Raw genomic sequence first — 16,638 nt, forward strand, 5'->3', positions numbered from 1 at the left:
ATCAGATACTTCTTTAGACTCCTTATCATTACTATGATCAACAACAATAAAATCAACAGATTCTAAATCAACTTTATTGCTAAATTTTGGTTTTTTAAAATTTGAAGCAGGACTTTTTTTTGAATTTAAATCCTTAGAATGTTTTTCAACAATTTCATCATCAGTAGTTTCATTAACTTTTGAATCAAAATTATCATTTATTTCAGAAGATGTTTCATCTGAATTTTTACTCAACTCTTTTTTAGATTTAAAAGCTGAGACGGAAGAATGACTATTTTCTCCAGATTTTTCATCAAAATTTAAAAATGATTTGAATTTATCAGAAAGTTTTTTAGAAATATTATTTGATTCATCAGAATATTCATAGTCTTCTTCAATTTCAACATTGTTTTCTTGAGAAATTTCATCATCATTATTATCCAGTTCATTGATATTTAATCCAACTTTAGAATCTCCTTTGACTTCATCACCAAATTCATTTGATTCATATTGTGTTTCAAAATCAATACCCTGAGAATCTTCATCATAAAATTTAACATTAACAAATTCAGAAGTAGTTTCATTTATTGTATTATTCTCGTTTAAGGTATTTTGTAATGATTCATCTTCAAAGAACTCAGAAGGATCAATTGAACCTACATCAATTGGTTTTTCCAATACATCCCCATCATCAACTTTTTCGACTTCAACAAAATCTACTGGACCAATATCTTCAATATTTATTTCATTATTGTTTTCTTGTTCTTCTTTAGCCTTCCTCTCAGCTTCTTCTTTTTCACGTGCGATACGTAACCCTTCAGCTTTCTTTTCTGCTTCCAATCTTCTTTTTTCAGCTAATTTTTTTTCCTCTTCAGATTTACGTTTTTCTTCTTCGCGAGTTTGACTAATTGATTTTTGAACAAAATCCAATAGTTTTTTACGTCCTAAATCTCTATTCCTATACCAATCAGTTGACCATAAATGATAAAGTTTCCATCCAAGACCATTTAATACTTGTTCACGTAATCTATCCCTATCACGTGCTACTTTACTTGATGAATACATTTTACCATCAGTTGTAATTCCTAGTATATATTTTCCAGGATTCTCATCATCAACAATAGCAAGATCTACTCTAAATCCTGCACAGCCAATTTGCCTATCAACTGAATAACCATTTTCTTCTAAAAAACTAGCTATTGCATCTTCAAATGGTTCTTTTAAGTAAGAATCTTGATTAACAGTTCCCAATGTCAAGTTTTCAGCATATTCCAAAAATTCTTTAAGAGATTTCACACCATATGGTGGATTTGCTGTTAAATTCATATCATAAGCTTTAAAGTTTGAGAAAACAACACATTTTTCTCTTGCCCTTGTAATTAAAACATTAAGTCTTCTTTCACCACCATTTTGATTTAAAGGACCGAAGTTAAGAGACATTTTTCTATCTTGATCATACCCATAACCTACACTGATTAATATGACATCCCTTTCATCACCTTGTATTGTCTCAAGGTTTTTAACAAAAAATCTTTCATCTTTATTGTCTGAGAATAACGGTTCAAATTCAGGTCTTTCTTTACGTTTTACTTCCAAAGCCTCTAAAATTGCATTTTTTTGAGCAACAGAAAATGTTCCAACACCTAAACTTTTTGTATCACCATATTTTTCAAAATGATTAAATATCTCTTCCACAACATCTTGAGCTTCCAAAGGATTAGCAGAGGATGAACCCCTATGATATACAGTATTTGGATTATAGTGAAACTTCAAACCAAGTTCTGGATCATTATGTGAAGGTGAAGGGTAAACTAATAAATCATTGTCATAAAACTCACTATTTGAAACTGTAATTAATGATTCATGGCGACTACGATAATGCCATTTAAGCATTTTAACCGGGAATGATAATTTACATAGATGTAAAATACTTTCCATATCTAATGAAGTTGCCTCTTCTTCATCACTTTCTGTATCAGACATTTGGTCAAAAAAGGAAGTTGGAGGTAATTGTTGAGTATCTCCCATAACAACAGCGGTTTTTCCTCTCATAAATGCACCTAATGCATCTTCAGGTTTTACTTGACTTGCTTCATCAAAAATAACAACATCAAACTGTAGTTCTTCATTTGTTGGGTCTAAATATTGTGCAATTGATAAAGGAGACATCATAAAACAAGGTTTAATCTGTTTTATCATTCCACCAGTTTTTTCTAAGAGTTTTCTAACTGGCATATGCCCACTTTTTCTTGTAAATTCACCAGCTAATATTTTAGCTTGAGGATTCTCAGTTCCACCAAAGATTTTTGGAATATTGCTGTTTAATTTTTGATAAATCCTTTTACGATTCAATACTAAAATTTGCTTATCTAAATCTTTAAATTCACGAATCCTATTTTCATGAAGTTCCCCAACAAATGTTGCAAGTTCCTGATTTTCAACAAATAATATATTTAAAAGTGAATCTGCAAAATTTCCATCAACTAATGCTCCAACATCTTCCTTTTTAATGTTTCTTTTCTCAATTGAATCTACAAACATTTTAGCATTGGATGATTTAAGTGAGTTTTTAGTATTTAAATATTGAGACCATAAATGAAGACTAGATAACTGCCCTCTCCAATTATATAATTGCTCTTTCCATGCTTCAAATGGAACATCACCTGTTTCTCTTTTAAAGATTAATTTGCTTCTTGGATTTAATTTATCTTTAAGCTTTGACAATACACGAACAAATTCTTCACCAGCATCAATATAATCTGCAAGATCTCGTTCAGGTTTAATATCAAATAAATCTTTACTCATTAGTTCAATAGTGTTATCAGAAAATGTTCCTTCATGTACAAGTGCGGTAAATTCATGCATCCATTTTGCAATAGCTTTTAAATCCTTGATGTTTGCATTTAAATGCCAATATCCACCAAAGTATTTTTGACCTAATGTATTATTAGATTCAAGAACTTTCCTCATATTAATTATCGCTTTTACTTCTTGTAACTCTCTTATAATATCATCAGCACTTCCAGAAACAGGTACTGAATAAAATCTTTCAACAAGCTCAATATGCTGCTTATTATTAAAAAATCTGAATTTTTTATTAGAAATGTTTCTTAACTCATAGATTAATCTATCAATATCTGCTTGGAAAATACTTTGATTAAATTTATTTAAAGCCCCAGCATATTTTTGATATCTTTCTAGCTCTTGAATTAATTTAAATGCATCATCATTATTATTATCCCATACACCTGACTTCAATATACTTCCATCTATCAATTCTGCATTTTGAGATTTAATCATTTCAAAAGCTGAAAGAGAATTCTGGAATTCATTTAAGGTATCTGGCTTTTTAATTCCATAAATATCATAAACTCTTCCACGTTCAACTAAGAAATTATCAAGAGAAAACAATGAATCCCCAATTAACATTTCAATTTCTCTTAAATCTGCAGGAAGCAAGCTTTTAGGAGAACATTTACTCCAAGGATTTTCCTTAGAAATTGTTTGATATAACTCAGCTAAATTTTCCAAAGCTATTTTCATATCATCCAAATCTTTTAAAGTAATAGATTCTGGATTATCAAACCTAACTAAAGGCATTAACATATTTTTAGTCGCAAAATGATCATCTGCAGATTCTTTCATACCATATAACTGAAATGCAGATAAATTAACATCAAATACAGGCTTGTGAATAATTTGAGAATAATCATCAAGCTGTCTGCGTAAATTTTCCAATTTACGAGTAGTTTGATCAATGTTCAATGGTTCTTGAGACCTTACATTAGTAGCTTTTTGTAAATCTTTAAGAAATTTTTTTCTTCTTGTTTTATGTGAATGCAATTCAAGGACAAATTTACCAAGACCAACTGCAGTTAATCTATCTTTTACAACATCAAGTGCAGCCATTTTTTCTGATACAAATAAAACTGATTTACCTTCAGCAAGCAATTCAGCAATTAGATTTACAATAGTTTGTGACTTACCAGTTCCTGGAGGTCCTTCCACAACAAGGTTACGTCCAGCTTTAACATCTTGAATAGCTGCAATTTGAGATGAATCAGCATCTAAAACCTGATACATATTTTGATATTCTAACCTTGAATCAATCTCTTCTTCCCTAAAAGCATCATGATCATTTTTAGCAGGATTAAAAATAGATTGAATTAATTCATTTTTAGTTAAATCTACATTATCCTCCCAAGCTTCTGGATTTAAATCATTATACATTACAAATTTTGTAAAACTAAAAAAACCTAAAGCTACATTATCATTAACTATCCATCCATCCATTCCACTAATAGAACGACGAACACTAGCGATATAATGATCAATTACTTCACCATATCTTTTAAATTCAAAATCAGGAAAATCAATACCTGCTTCTAATAATTTAGCTTTAAGTGAAATATTAGTTTGAATATCTTCTCCAGTCCATTCAAGATTAAATGATTCACCAACTTTTTTCCTTTCCATTGCAACTGGAATTAACACTAAAGGAGCACTATTTCTTTGTTTTGGTTTTGACTTATCCACCCATTCAAGAAAACCAATAGCTAAATACAAGATATTATAACCTTGTTCTTGAAGCATTGTTTTTGCTTGATTATTTATATAATATAATCTTTTTTGAAGTTCTTTTGGAGTTAAATCAGTAGCTAATTTCTTATCTCCTTCTGAAAACTTTGAAAAATCAAATGGAATATGATCCCATACAGATGACTTCTCCTCCTTTTTATCCTTTTTATTAGCTACAAAATACATTTTATTATCTTGAAGAACTAATGTTTGAAAAAGATTTGAAGGAGTCTGATTTACTATAGTAATGGTTTTTGCCCTTGATTTAAAGTTAAGAAGAGGATTTCTTAAAGTTAAATCTAATAATTCCTTACGTAAGTTTTTAAATTCCTTTTCGATTATATTAGATGATTTGTTTAACATAATGACCCTGGGTAGTGTTTAAAAAATTGAAAAATACATTATATAAATATAATAATATTAATTAATAAAAGTTTCTAAACAATGATTTTTAAGAAAAAAAATAAATTTAATTAATGAATTTTTGACTAGAATAAAATAATAATTTAAAAAAAATAAAAAATATAAACTATTCAAACTCTTCTCATTACTTCACCAATAAAATATTCATGAATTAGAGTGTCACCAGTAAGTTCTGGGTGAAATGAAATAGCTATATGTGGTCCTTGTTGAATAGCTATAATTTCATTATCTAAAACAGATAAAACTTTAATATCTTCTTTTGAATGATTATAACTATCAAGTGCCGGAGCTCTAATGAATACTCCTAAATATTCTTTACCAAAAATAGATATTGGACTTTCAAAAGAATCTTTTTGTCTACCATATATATTTCTTTTAACTGTAATATCCATTAATCCTATTAATGGTTGATCAAAATCTGTTTTTTTACTAAGCAACACCATCCCAGCACAAGTTCCGAAAACTGCAATATTATTATCTTTAATAACTTTGTCAATTCCTCTTTGTTTTATTAATTTACCAATAACAGTGCTTTCTCCTCCAGAAATAATCAAACCATCACATGTTTCAACATCCTCTGCATAGCGTACAGATTCAACTTCAACATCAACTCCCATGTTCTCTACTGCACTACGTGTCATATTATAATGGTCACTTACAGCACCTTGTAAATTCAATATTCCTATTTTTACCATGATAACACCTAAAATTAATAATGCCCAAATCTAGTTAATTTTTCACTAGCAATTTGAGAGGCAAATTCACCAGAACGTTTGATAGAATAATCATTTAATCTCCTAGAAATATATGCTGCCATATAAGTATCTCCACAGCCTGTTGCATCTGTAATGTTTTCACATTTGACTGCATTAATTTTAGTTTCATGATTATTCGAAATTATTCTAGATCCCCTACTTCCATCAGTTATAATAATCTCATCTACATCAAAGTCAATTCCAATTATGCTTGCTTCGTATTCATCTAAAAATATTGAAGAAACCCCCTCTAAAATAGTACTCAAATTATCAAAAGTATCTAATTTGATAGCGTAATTTTCATTTACTTCAACATCACGAATTCGTAAAAATCCCTGAACTGATAAGAAAATAGGAACATTAAAACTTTTTAAATAATCAATTGTTTCAGTTGGAAAATCATACCTGTTAAGAGGATTGATAACAAATCCATCAATATTTTCAGGTAAAATTTCCTCTAAATCACTTTTAAGTATGGGTATTTGAGCAAAATTACTTAATTGATCCCTACAATCCATATTATATGCATTTGAATAGTTATTTATGAAAAAATGAGTATCATCTTTTAAAATTACCTTAACTTTATCTTTTGAAGGAAACTCTTCAATTATACTTTCATCAGAACAGTTTACAATAGTTAGATAATCATTATAAAATTTTTCAAAAACAAAAGATTGAAAATAAGTAGCTCCACCAACTTTATATTTTCTTTTATCACCTATAACAACCAAATCATGTGTTACCGGACCAATAATAATTAAAGTCATGTTAAAAAAATAGAAGGAATTTAAATTCCCCTATCCTGCATTCTGTCAGATTCATTTAAAGTTGACATTTCAATACCTTTCATAGCTTGGCCTAATCCTTTGGATACTTCAGCCAATACTTCAGGATTATCATAGTTTGCAGTTGCTTCTACAATAGCCTTTGCAAACGCTTCTGGATTATTTGATTTGAATATTCCAGAACCAACAAAAATACCATCTGAACCTAATTGCATCATTAAGGATGCGTCTGCAGGAGTTGCAATACCACCAGCTGCAAAGTTTACAACAGGTAATTTTCCAAGCTCTGCTGTTTTTTTAACAAGTTCAATTGGTGCTTCAATTTTTCTTGCATACTTCCAGATTTCTTCCTCTTCCATTCCTTGAACAGTTCTAATTTCACCCATAACCATTCTCATGTGACGTACAGCTTCCACAATATTTCCAGTACCTGGTTCACCTTTAGTACGAATCATAGCTGCACCTTCATCAATTCTTCTTAATGCTTCACCTAAGTTACGTGCACCACATACAAAAGGAATGGTAAATTCTTTTTTGTTAATATGATATTCTTCATCAGCAGGAGTGAGTACTTCACTTTCATCAATCATATCCACACCAAGAGTCTCTAAAATTTGTGCTTCTGCAATGTGACCAATTCTAGCTTTTGCCATGACAGGAATAGATACTGCATCAACAACCTCTTCTACAATTGTTGGATCTGCCATTCTAGCTACTCCTCCAGCAGCACGAATATCTGCAGGTACTTTTTCAAGAGCCATTACTGCTACAGCACCTGCATCTTCTGCAATTGCTGCTTGTTCAGCATTTACTACATCCATAATAACTCCACCTTTTGTCATTTTAGCAAAACCTTCTTTCAATACATCAGTTCCTTTTTCTACCATGTAATTTTCTCCATTATCTAATATTATAACAAGTATTAATATAAAATTCCTACATTAATAAATTTTACTCCTAAACCACCTATAAAATAAATAATTCCATTAAAACTATATAATATTATCCTAATATAGATTTAAACATAGTACAAAAGTGTACTATGAGATTAATGAATAAATATTAAGCAATTAATCAAATTCAATAGTAATATCCACAATATGATATTCAGATGCAATACTGTAAATATCCTCTTTAATTTTTTCTTGGTTGTTCCAATCATCGATAGAAACTTTTAATGTCAACACTGAATCAATTCCATCAAGTGACCAAACATGAAAATCATCGAATGATTTGATACCTTTGATACTTAGAACATTTTCCTTAAATTCTTTAACATCAAAATGATTCGGAGTCTTTTGAAGCAATACTTCAAAAGATTTATATAAATTCCTTCCAAGATTAAATAATAACCATAAAGCAATACCAATTGATATAAAAGGATCTAAATAAGAAGCACCATTCCAAAACATTAAAATCAAACTTAATATTAAAACAGCAACCCACTCAAATACATCACCTAATTGATGCAATAAAATTGCTTTTTCATTGAATGTCTCACCATCATGCAAACGATAAACTGAAATTGATTTAAATACCAATCCAACAATAGCTATTAAAAGCATTCCACCAGCATCAACAATTTCTGGAACAAATAATCTAGGAATAGCTTCTTTAAGAATCAATAATGCCATAAAAATAACAAAAACAGATATTATCACTGCACCAAGAATTGAAAATCTTTGGTAACCATAAGAATATTTATCGCTTGAGTCTTTTTGAGCAACATGCTCTAAAAACCATGCAAAAGCAATAGAAATCGTATCTGACATATCATGAATACAATCAGCAAGAATCGCCATACTATTTGTTGCAAGGCCTCCTACAATAACAATTATATTAAAAGTTAAATTCATAAAAAAAACAAATGCTAAATTTTCACCTGCTTTCTTGTGGTGATGATGCGTATCAATTCTCATAAATATATTATATAAAATTACAATAATAAAAAACTTATTAAAAAACGCACTATTAATTAAGTTATATTTATATAATTTGAAAAATGTAAATTATAATAGTGATTTAAAATGGCGATGATTGGAACAACAATATTTTCTCATATTCTTCCAGTAATCTGTGGATTTTTTGGAATAGTAATGATTATTTCTGGATCTTTAGAAAACAGCAATAGTAAATTAGCTTTAGGTATTATTTTATTTATTATAGCTTGTGTTTTCCCTTATGTAGTTTTAAGTGTACTAATCTAAAAGTTTAACCTCACCAGAGTGTAAACTAGTTCCTATTAACACTTTTTTTATACCTAATGACTCTAATTCAACCAAAGAGTCTTTATTTAACCCACCAGCAATAATCAATTTTTCTTTTAAATCCCCAAATTCTTCAAGTAATTTTTCATTATATCCCTTTTCAGTGCCAACACCAGATATATCTAAAAGAATAATTTCATTAGGATCAAGTTCTTTTAAAATTTCTTTAAATTCAGACAAGTTTAAATCCAAATGTTTTGCAAACAATTCATCATTTTTAACATCAACACTAATTACAATCCTTTCTTTAGGATACTTATCAAAGATTTTTCTCATCTCATCAATGCTTTCAATTGTTTCAGTTGGAATAATAATTTTGTAGGCATAATCAAGGAAAAATTCAAAACTTTCACAATTTTTAACTCCCCCATCAAATATTACTGGTAAAATTGTATTAATCATTTTAATATCATTAATATTATGGCCTAATGACTCAATTAAATCCAAATCAGCAATATACATTTCATCTGCACCATTTAACTTTAATCCTTGGGCAATTTCAACTGGATTAGCTGAATTTGCAAAAATTGTTCTTAATGGTTGGTAAGTATCTCTATTTCCAGACTTACCACTTACTGCTTGATGCTGTTTTAAATCTATAACTGGAATTTTTTTAATCATGATAATAATTATATAAAACTAGTATTAAAATATGGGGGAGGATGAGTAAAACATTTTTTAACCTCATCCAAAGTACTAAAAATAATGACCAATTAGAGATAATTTTAATATAAATCTCTATTAATAGATTAATTCACATACTATATAAATATTACTATAATTTAGAAAAATTAAAGTAGACTTGAATAAATAATTTTTAATAAAAAAAGAAAAAATTAACTACACATCTATAAAACTTAGAATAAAATTAACAATAATCAATAAAAATATGAAACAAATAAAACAACAAATTTTAGATATCTAAAAACAATAAAAAAATTTTAAAATAAAGTTGACAAATCCCATTTAAAAAAAAAAACAAAGTTTGAAGCATTAAGAGGGAAATAGAAAGATAGAAATTATATTTATTTATTCAATTTATATGACAATAAAACTTACTCCAAACTCTACATAATAGTTGACCTTAATCATATAAATACTTTTTTATAAATAAGTATTACTTATTATAATAAAAAATACAGTAAAAGTAATACATAAAAATTTAAAAAAAAATAATTATACTCTAAAATTATCATCAATATATGAATCAAACTTTAAATAAGCCTCATCAATAGCTTGCATGACTTGATCTTGAGTGATTTCAGAAAGCTCATCAAATAAAACCCCAACATCAACATTAACATCTAATTGCTCATTTTCATAGTTGAGAATAATATCTAAATCTAAATCTTCCAATTCTTTCATGGAAATTGATTTTGAAATTTCCTTTTCAAGGATTTCTCCAAAGTTATCAGAAATAGTGGATAAATCATCCTGTGATAATATTTTTAATTTTGACATAAAAATCATAAAAAAAGAAAAAGTATTAAGCCTATTGGCTCATACCTTGCATAACTGATTGAATAGAAGTTTGCATTTCTTCAAGTTTTTTCATAACTCTTTCTTCTTGACGGGACATGGTTTGTTTTCTTAAACCTAAAGTTTCTAATTTATCTTCCATGTCAGCTAATGCATCTGCATATTCAACTTTAATGAGTAAAGTACCAGCTTGTTTGAATACTTCAGCAGATTCATCAGTTTTTTTGAGTTCTTCTAAAGCTTTTTCAGTTTCTTGAATTTGAATTTCAACATTTTGAACTTGCATGCTTATAGCTTGAGCTTGTTGTTGTAATTGTTGAAATTGATTTAATTGTTCTTGAATGTTTTCAGGAATCTCCATATTATCACCTTAATTATTGAATAAGAATTAACTTGTTAAATTATTTATTTCTAAAGCTAATTTAATCCACTTGATAGCTGAATTAATAGAAGCTCTAAACGATGTGGAATCTTCAGCATCTATGTTAATTATAATATTAGACCCATCTAAATCAATAGTCATAGATGATCTAAAATCAGGAGCTGTACTAAATTCTAAAATAATAGAATCATAAATAATTTTAGCTTGAGTATTATCTTCAAGTTCAATAACTATATTACTTCTAACCCTCTCAAGAGGACTTTCATCAATCATTTGAAACCTCTAAAATCTTTTTAACAATAATTTTAAAGTTATTCATATCACCAAATTTATTGACGAAGTTAATATTAGCTAATGAATTCTCACTTTCAGAAATTAGCACATAATTACTTTCAGCATTATCTACTAACTCCATATCTAAGATTTCACTTAAAATATTCAGTTCTTTTACTTTAGAAACTATTTTCAATTGAGAAGGAGCAATATTCATTTTTTCATTTTCTTCAGATGCCCCAATAATTAGTGTTAATAATAACTCACCTTTATTAGAGTAAAATGAAATTCTACTTGGATTTCCTTTAATTTCATTTACAATGGCTAAATTATATTCTTCAACTTCTAATGCCTTAATTAATAACTCACGCATATTCATTTTACCTCTGTTAACAGAAGTTGAACCAGTAGCATGAGCTAAGTTCTTACAAAACTTTCTAGTTTTTTGAGAAGGTTTTCTAGAAGTTGAAATTAACATTTTAAATCAAAAATAGTAAGAAATTTAGTGAAAGCAGATGAATTATCTTGCTTTAATTATTCTAGTAGTCTCAGGCACATTTTTAAATAAAATCCTATATCTACATTTAGGACATTTATTTTCCATGTAACTTTTATGATCTACTTCTGCTCCACAACTTGGACACCTATACAAGGCCTATTCCTCCACTTTAATATCCCTAATACTACGTGCTGCAGATTTTGCCATAGGAGTCTGTGGAATGTAAGCTCCTCCAGTGAATACTGCACCACATTTTCTGCATTTCCAAATTCCAGCAGCTTGTCTTTTAACATAAGGTCTAGCACATTTAGGGCAAACATGATCTTTTTTCATGTTTTCTTCAATAATCTTTACAGATCTTTTAGCTTTTCTTCCGTATCTTGCACCGAACCTTCCTGTAATACCAACTTTTTTAGTTCTTGCCATTTATATTCTCTCCGTTAATAATAAAATTTAATAAAATATGTAAATTTATTTAATTTACACTAATTATGTCAAATAAACATAAAATTATCTAATATGGTAATATTATACTTACTAATATTTAAAGGTTTTCTTAAAAGAGGTGATTTTAAGAAAAAAACACGTTTTCACATGAAAAATATGAAAATTCTGATGAGAAAAAACTATTTCCTATAAATCTTTTATATTATATGCTTGTCTCATCAAAAAATAAATAATATCAAACTAGTCAAGAGTTGGATAATTAGGACTCTCATTAGTAATTAACAAATCATGAGGGTGAGATTCTTTAATACCACTACTAGTAATTCTAACAAAGTTAGCTTTTTCTTGCATAGCTGCAATATCCTTAGCACCACAGTACCCCATGGATGATTTTAATCCACCAATTAATTGGAATAAAATTTCTGCAACAGTTCCTTTGTAAGGTACAGCACCTTCAATCCCCTCAGGAACATATTTAGTATGGTTCATTTTACTTTTTTGACCTTGGAAGTATCTATCTGCTCCACCATCAAATTCACTAGTCATTGCACCCATTGATCCCATACCACGGTATTTTTTATATTGTTTTCCATTCATAACAACAATCTCACCTGGAGCTTCAAGAGAAGCTGCAAGTAAATTACCGAGCATTACTGCATCTGCACCAGCACCAATAGCCTTAGCAACATCACCAGAATATCTAATACCACCATCTGCAATAACAGGAACACCACTACCTTCTGCTGCATCAGCAACATCAGAAATAGCAGTTAATTGAGGTACACCAACACCAGCTACAATACGAGTAGTACACATTGAACCAGGACCAATACCAACTTTAAGTGCATCTACACCCATAGATATTAAGTCTTCTGCTGCTTCAGCAGTTGCAATATTACCAACACATAATTCTGCATCAATATTATCTTTAATAGTTTCAGTGAATTTAACAACATTCATATTATGAGCATGAGCACAATCAATAGAAATAATATCAGCACCTGCTTGGTCAAGTGCCATTGCCCTATCTAAATCAAATGGTCCACAAGCTGCAGCAACTAAAAAGTTACCCTCCTTATCACGAGCAGCATTTGGATATTGTGCTTGATTTAAAATATCTTTAATAGTAAGAATTCCAACTAATTTATCATCACGAACAACAGGGAGTCTTTCTATTTTATTTTCATAAGCAACATTTAATGCTTCCTCAGCTGTAACTCCTTCTTCAACAGTTACAACATCAGAAGTCATAATATCTTTTACAGTTTTATTAGGATCTGATTTTAAAACTGGTCTAATATCTCTTTTAGAGATAATGCCAATAATTTTATCACCATCAACAACTGGAAGACCACTGATTAATTCATCTTGCATTTTAGCTTGAACATTTGCAATAGTGGAATTAGGATTTATGGTAATAACATCACGAATTGTTAAATCTTCAGCGTTTTTAACTTTTTTAACTTCTTCAATCTGTCTTTCTTGTGTGATATTCCTATGAATCACACCTACTCCACCTTCTTGTGCCATAGCAATTGCAAGATCTGCTTCAGTTACAGTATCCATAGCTGCACTTAAAACTGGAATATTTAATTTAATTCCTTTTCCTAATGTAATTCTAGTATCAATGTCTTTTGGTTCAACATAACTTGCATTAGGAGTTAAAAGAAAATCATCAAAAGTATAAGACATTCTTGCTTCTTGAACTTTTTTAGAAAATGACATTAATAACACCTACTTAAAATGAGTCACATAATTTTTTAAGCTCAGCAACCGCAATATGATGTATTTTACCAGTGTTTCTATCACCACCCACACAAGCAGCTCCCCTAATACCAACAACATCACAACCAATGTCGTTTAATTGTTTTAATTGATCTTTTTTAACAGAACCTGCAAGTGCAGTTAATAAACCATACCCATGAGCTTCATCAACAAATTCTTTTAATTGATCTAAATCTAAATAATCAAATAAAGTATGACCATCTTTAACAGCAGTATCTAACATTGCAAGGTCACAACCAGCATCTTTTGCGACTTTTGGAATTTCCATAGGACCAACTGCACCCACACGGTGAGCATCTGCATATCCTGCTGCTACAATAATAGTTTCTTCACTTATTTCTTTTACAGTTTTAACAACATTTTCCATGACTTCAACAGCTTCATCATGATTTTTTGTTCCATATAATCCTACTTTAATATAATCTGCTCCAGAAACATGAGCACCCATTGCTGCAAGAGAAACTGTACCTGGTTTATAAGGTACATCACCCAAAGTAGCACTTACAAGCTTATCTTCAGGAGTTAATTCTCTAATTTCCTTAATTACCCAAGGAAAATTAGCACCTAAAGAACCTTCTTTAGGATTTTTTACATCAACAATATCTGCTCCACCTTTAATAGATTCAAGAGCTTCTTCACGATTTATAGGACTTATTAATAGAAGCATAAATACCCTCCAATATTATATTATAATATATTAATATTACTATTTTATTACATATAATATTATTGTTTTTTAAAAAAATATAATAAAAAAAGATGTTTTAAAAATTAGTATGGAGAGTCTTTATGAGAAACATTATATTTAATAGTTCCATGGGCTTTTGGATAAAAACCAACATCAGTTGATAATTTTCTCATATTTTCAATGATTTCATTAGTTGGAATGCTAACTGGACAGTTTAAAGTACATAATCCGCATAATGTGCACATATATAATCCTGAATCATAACATGTCTCATCATCTTCAATGAATTTTGACATTGCAACACCACGACCACCTAAATAATTATTAAATCCAAATTCATTTCCAACTGCATTATATACTGGACAATGAACAACACAATTTCCACATCCAATACAATAAAGACATTCAGGTACTGCATCACTTCTTCCATTATCAAGTAAGATGACAACGACTTTTTCAGCACCATACATTTTTTTTAAGAGTTTTTTCTCAATGTCAGCTGTTTTTGATGGTCCAGAAATTACATTCATATATGAAGTTACATAATTTCCAGTAGCGAAGATTGTTTCAAGTTTTACAATTGAAATTGCATCTTCTAATGTAGGTACAATTTTATCAATTCCAGCTACAATTATATGCAAATCTTTTAGGGAAACTATTGAAATATTACCCTCATTATGCACCATTACAAGTGAACCCTCTTCTGATGCTATTGCATTAGCTCCACTTATACCTACATTTGCATTTTCTAAACGTTTTAGAACATCATGTCTTACAGTTTCCATAATTTCTTTTGGAACAGGATTAAGACTAACATTTAAAGACTCATTTACAATTTCAGTAATATTATTCACATTTAAATGTGAAGCAGGACCTGTTGGATGAACAGGTTTATTATCAGTTTTTTTAAGTTGTAAAATTCTATCTCCAAGATCTGTTTCAACAACATCAATATTTTTATTAGACAAATGGTCTTTAAGATTAATTTCACCTAATGTATTAGATTTACTTTTTGCAATTGTATTACACTCATATTCCACAAGCAAATCATCAATTATTTTTAAAGCATCATCTGCAGTTTCAACAATCTTAAAATCAATACCATTACGTTTAAATGATTCGAAAACCTGATTAAGTAATTCTTCATTATTTTCAATTGAATATTTTTTGATTTCATAAACTCTTGATATTAATCTTTTGGTAGATGGTGAATCCTTAAGAGTGTTTGATCTATTTTTAACAGTGTTAAATGATTTTCTCATTGTTTCAAGTTCACTATTCTTCATTTAAACCACCATATGATACTAAAAACTCAGTTAAATCCAATACTTCTATATCATCATTTTTTAAATTAAGTTTACAAAAAGGACATGAAGTAACTAATGTTTTACAACCAGTTTCCACTGCTTGTGCAATTCTTAATTTTGAAATTTGGTTTGCAATTTCTGGATAAGCTGATTTTACACCACCACCAGCACCACAACACAAACTATTTTCACGAATATTTTTCATCTCAACAAGATTAGCAACAGATTTAATCACACTTCTAGGCTCATCAAAAACATCACAGTGACGTCCTAAATGACAAGGATCATGATAAGTAACATCAAATTCTATTTTTGATAAATCTAATTTACCTTCTTTAATTAGTTTATCCAGTAATTGAGAAATATGAATTACATTTAAACCATCATAATCCTCTGTTAATGTTTTATAACACCCTGCACATGAAGTAATGATAGTTTCTCCTTTAAGAATTTCAGTGTTCTTTTTAATTTGTTCTTTAGCCTCTTTTAGAAAACCTGTTCTAATTAATACTGACCCACAACACTTTTCATCATCTAAAATATGGTAATCAACACCTGCTAATCTTAATAATTTTTCAGTTGCAGATTGAATATTTGTTAATTTCTCTCTTGCAGTACATCCTCTAAAATATAGCATGTTTCATTCCTCTTCATCTATAAGAGATATTTCATTGTTTAAAGCTACTTCTTTAACTATTTTATTCATGTTATCTTCTAATTTATCGATTTTAGAATATAATTTAAAAATTGTGTATACTAAAACTGCAAATACGATTATAATTATAAAATCTAATCCACGAGTTATACCGAACAATTTAGCAAATGTCGTACTAGCATTAGGGAAAACTGAAAATATACTAACAATAATTAGAAATACAGACCATAAAATAACTGAGATTAAAGAATCATTTCCTTTTAAATACCTAAGTAAAAGCCAAATAATAACAATTAAAGATATTATTGGAAATACAATTGAATAAAATAACATTTA

Annotated in this window: 18 protein-coding genes; 1 reads left to right on the forward strand and 17 read right to left on the reverse strand. The window is 29.1% G+C overall.

Annotation, left to right across the window (positions count from 1 at the left end; genetic code table 11):
- The 5 genes from ACI389_RS06965 to ACI389_RS06985 form a co-directional block, all read right to left on the reverse strand.
- On the reverse strand, window positions 1-4,920 hold a 4,920-nt coding region (locus ACI389_RS06965), incomplete at its 3' end, for a DUF4011 domain-containing protein (protein WP_439780816.1).
- A 170-nt stretch (window positions 4,921-5,090) separates the two neighbouring features.
- Entirely contained in the window at window positions 5,091-5,675 is a 585-nt protein-coding gene (gene pdxT / locus ACI389_RS06970) for a pyridoxal 5'-phosphate synthase glutaminase subunit PdxT (protein ID WP_439780817.1), read from the reverse strand.
- A 14-nt stretch (window positions 5,676-5,689) separates the two neighbouring features.
- Complete coding sequence (locus tag ACI389_RS06975; protein ID WP_439780818.1) at window positions 5,690-6,502, reverse strand: PfkB family carbohydrate kinase; 813 nt, start codon at window positions 6,500-6,502, stop codon at window positions 5,690-5,692.
- 20 nt (window positions 6,503-6,522) lie between these two features.
- Window positions 6,523-7,407 carry a pyridoxal 5'-phosphate synthase lyase subunit PdxS gene (gene pdxS / locus ACI389_RS06980; protein ID WP_439780819.1) on the reverse strand — a complete coding sequence of 295 codons (885 nt, stop codon included), beginning with the start codon at window positions 7,405-7,407 and terminating at the stop codon, window positions 6,523-6,525.
- A gap of 183 nt (window positions 7,408-7,590) precedes the next feature.
- Window positions 7,591-8,439 carry a cation diffusion facilitator family transporter gene (locus ACI389_RS06985; protein ID WP_439780820.1) on the reverse strand — a complete coding sequence of 283 codons (849 nt, stop codon included), beginning with the start codon at window positions 8,437-8,439 and terminating at the stop codon, window positions 7,591-7,593.
- A gap of 108 nt (window positions 8,440-8,547) precedes the next feature.
- Between ACI389_RS06985 and ACI389_RS06990 the strand changes: the two genes are divergently transcribed.
- Window positions 8,548-8,727 carry a hypothetical protein gene (locus ACI389_RS06990; RefSeq protein ID WP_439780821.1) on the forward strand — a complete coding sequence of 60 codons (180 nt, stop codon included), beginning with the start codon at window positions 8,548-8,550 and terminating at the stop codon, window positions 8,725-8,727.
- Here the strand turns inward: ACI389_RS06990 and ACI389_RS06995 are convergent.
- From ACI389_RS06995 to ACI389_RS07050, 12 genes are all read right to left on the reverse strand, one after another.
- Window positions 8,719-9,408: a HisA/HisF family protein gene (locus ACI389_RS06995; protein WP_439780822.1), complete on the reverse strand. Its 690-nt coding sequence runs from the start codon at window positions 9,406-9,408 to the stop codon at window positions 8,719-8,721. The genes ACI389_RS06990 and ACI389_RS06995 overlap by 9 nt on opposite strands.
- A gap of 555 nt (window positions 9,409-9,963) precedes the next feature.
- On the reverse strand, window positions 9,964-10,257 hold the full coding sequence (locus ACI389_RS07000) for a DUF3194 domain-containing protein (protein WP_439780823.1): 294 nt from the start codon (window positions 10,255-10,257) through the stop codon (window positions 9,964-9,966).
- A 22-nt stretch (window positions 10,258-10,279) separates the two neighbouring features.
- On the reverse strand, window positions 10,280-10,627 hold the full coding sequence (locus tag ACI389_RS07005; RefSeq protein WP_439780824.1) for a prefoldin subunit beta: 348 nt from the start codon (window positions 10,625-10,627) through the stop codon (window positions 10,280-10,282).
- 27 nt (window positions 10,628-10,654) lie between these two features.
- Window positions 10,655-10,921: a KEOPS complex subunit Pcc1 gene (locus ACI389_RS07010; protein ID WP_439780825.1), complete on the reverse strand. Its 267-nt coding sequence runs from the start codon at window positions 10,919-10,921 to the stop codon at window positions 10,655-10,657.
- A complete protein-coding gene (locus tag ACI389_RS07015; protein WP_439780826.1) occupies window positions 10,914-11,399 on the reverse strand; it encodes a ribonucleotide-diphosphate reductase subunit beta in 486 nt (161 codons plus the stop codon). The genes ACI389_RS07010 and ACI389_RS07015 overlap by 8 nt, the downstream gene beginning before the upstream one ends.
- Window positions 11,400-11,441: 42 nt before the next feature.
- Complete coding sequence (locus tag ACI389_RS07020; protein ID WP_069575157.1) at window positions 11,442-11,573, reverse strand: DNA-directed RNA polymerase subunit P; 132 nt, start codon at window positions 11,571-11,573, stop codon at window positions 11,442-11,444.
- Window positions 11,574-11,576: 3 nt separating this feature from the next.
- Complete coding sequence (gene rpl37A / locus ACI389_RS07025; protein ID WP_067041681.1) at window positions 11,577-11,846, reverse strand: 50S ribosomal protein L37Ae; 270 nt, start codon at window positions 11,844-11,846, stop codon at window positions 11,577-11,579.
- Window positions 11,847-12,107: 261 nt separating this feature from the next.
- Window positions 12,108-13,592, reverse strand: a complete 1,485-nt coding sequence (gene guaB / locus ACI389_RS07030) for an IMP dehydrogenase (RefSeq protein ID WP_439780827.1) — start codon at window positions 13,590-13,592, stop codon at window positions 12,108-12,110.
- A 13-nt stretch (window positions 13,593-13,605) separates the two neighbouring features.
- On the reverse strand, window positions 13,606-14,319 hold the full coding sequence (locus ACI389_RS07035) for a (5-formylfuran-3-yl)methyl phosphate synthase (RefSeq protein ID WP_439780828.1): 714 nt from the start codon (window positions 14,317-14,319) through the stop codon (window positions 13,606-13,608).
- 104 nt (window positions 14,320-14,423) lie between these two features.
- Window positions 14,424-15,626: an LUD domain-containing protein gene (locus tag ACI389_RS07040; RefSeq protein WP_439780829.1), complete on the reverse strand. Its 1,203-nt coding sequence runs from the start codon at window positions 15,624-15,626 to the stop codon at window positions 14,424-14,426.
- Window positions 15,616-16,284, reverse strand: coding sequence for a (Fe-S)-binding protein (locus ACI389_RS07045; RefSeq protein ID WP_439780830.1), 669 nt, complete (start codon window positions 16,282-16,284; stop codon window positions 15,616-15,618). Before ACI389_RS07045 ends, ACI389_RS07040 begins: the two co-directional genes overlap by 11 nt.
- A gap of 3 nt (window positions 16,285-16,287) precedes the next feature.
- Window positions 16,288-16,635 (reverse strand): DUF2304 domain-containing protein, encoded by a 348-nt coding sequence (locus tag ACI389_RS07050; RefSeq protein WP_439780831.1) that lies wholly within the window; start codon window positions 16,633-16,635, stop codon window positions 16,288-16,290.
- Between the last annotated feature and the right edge of the window lie 3 nt (window positions 16,636-16,638).

This window comes from Methanobrevibacter sp. (genome assembly GCF_051877095.1).
Taxonomy (GTDB): Archaea; Methanobacteriota; Methanobacteria; order Methanobacteriales; family Methanobacteriaceae; genus Methanocatella.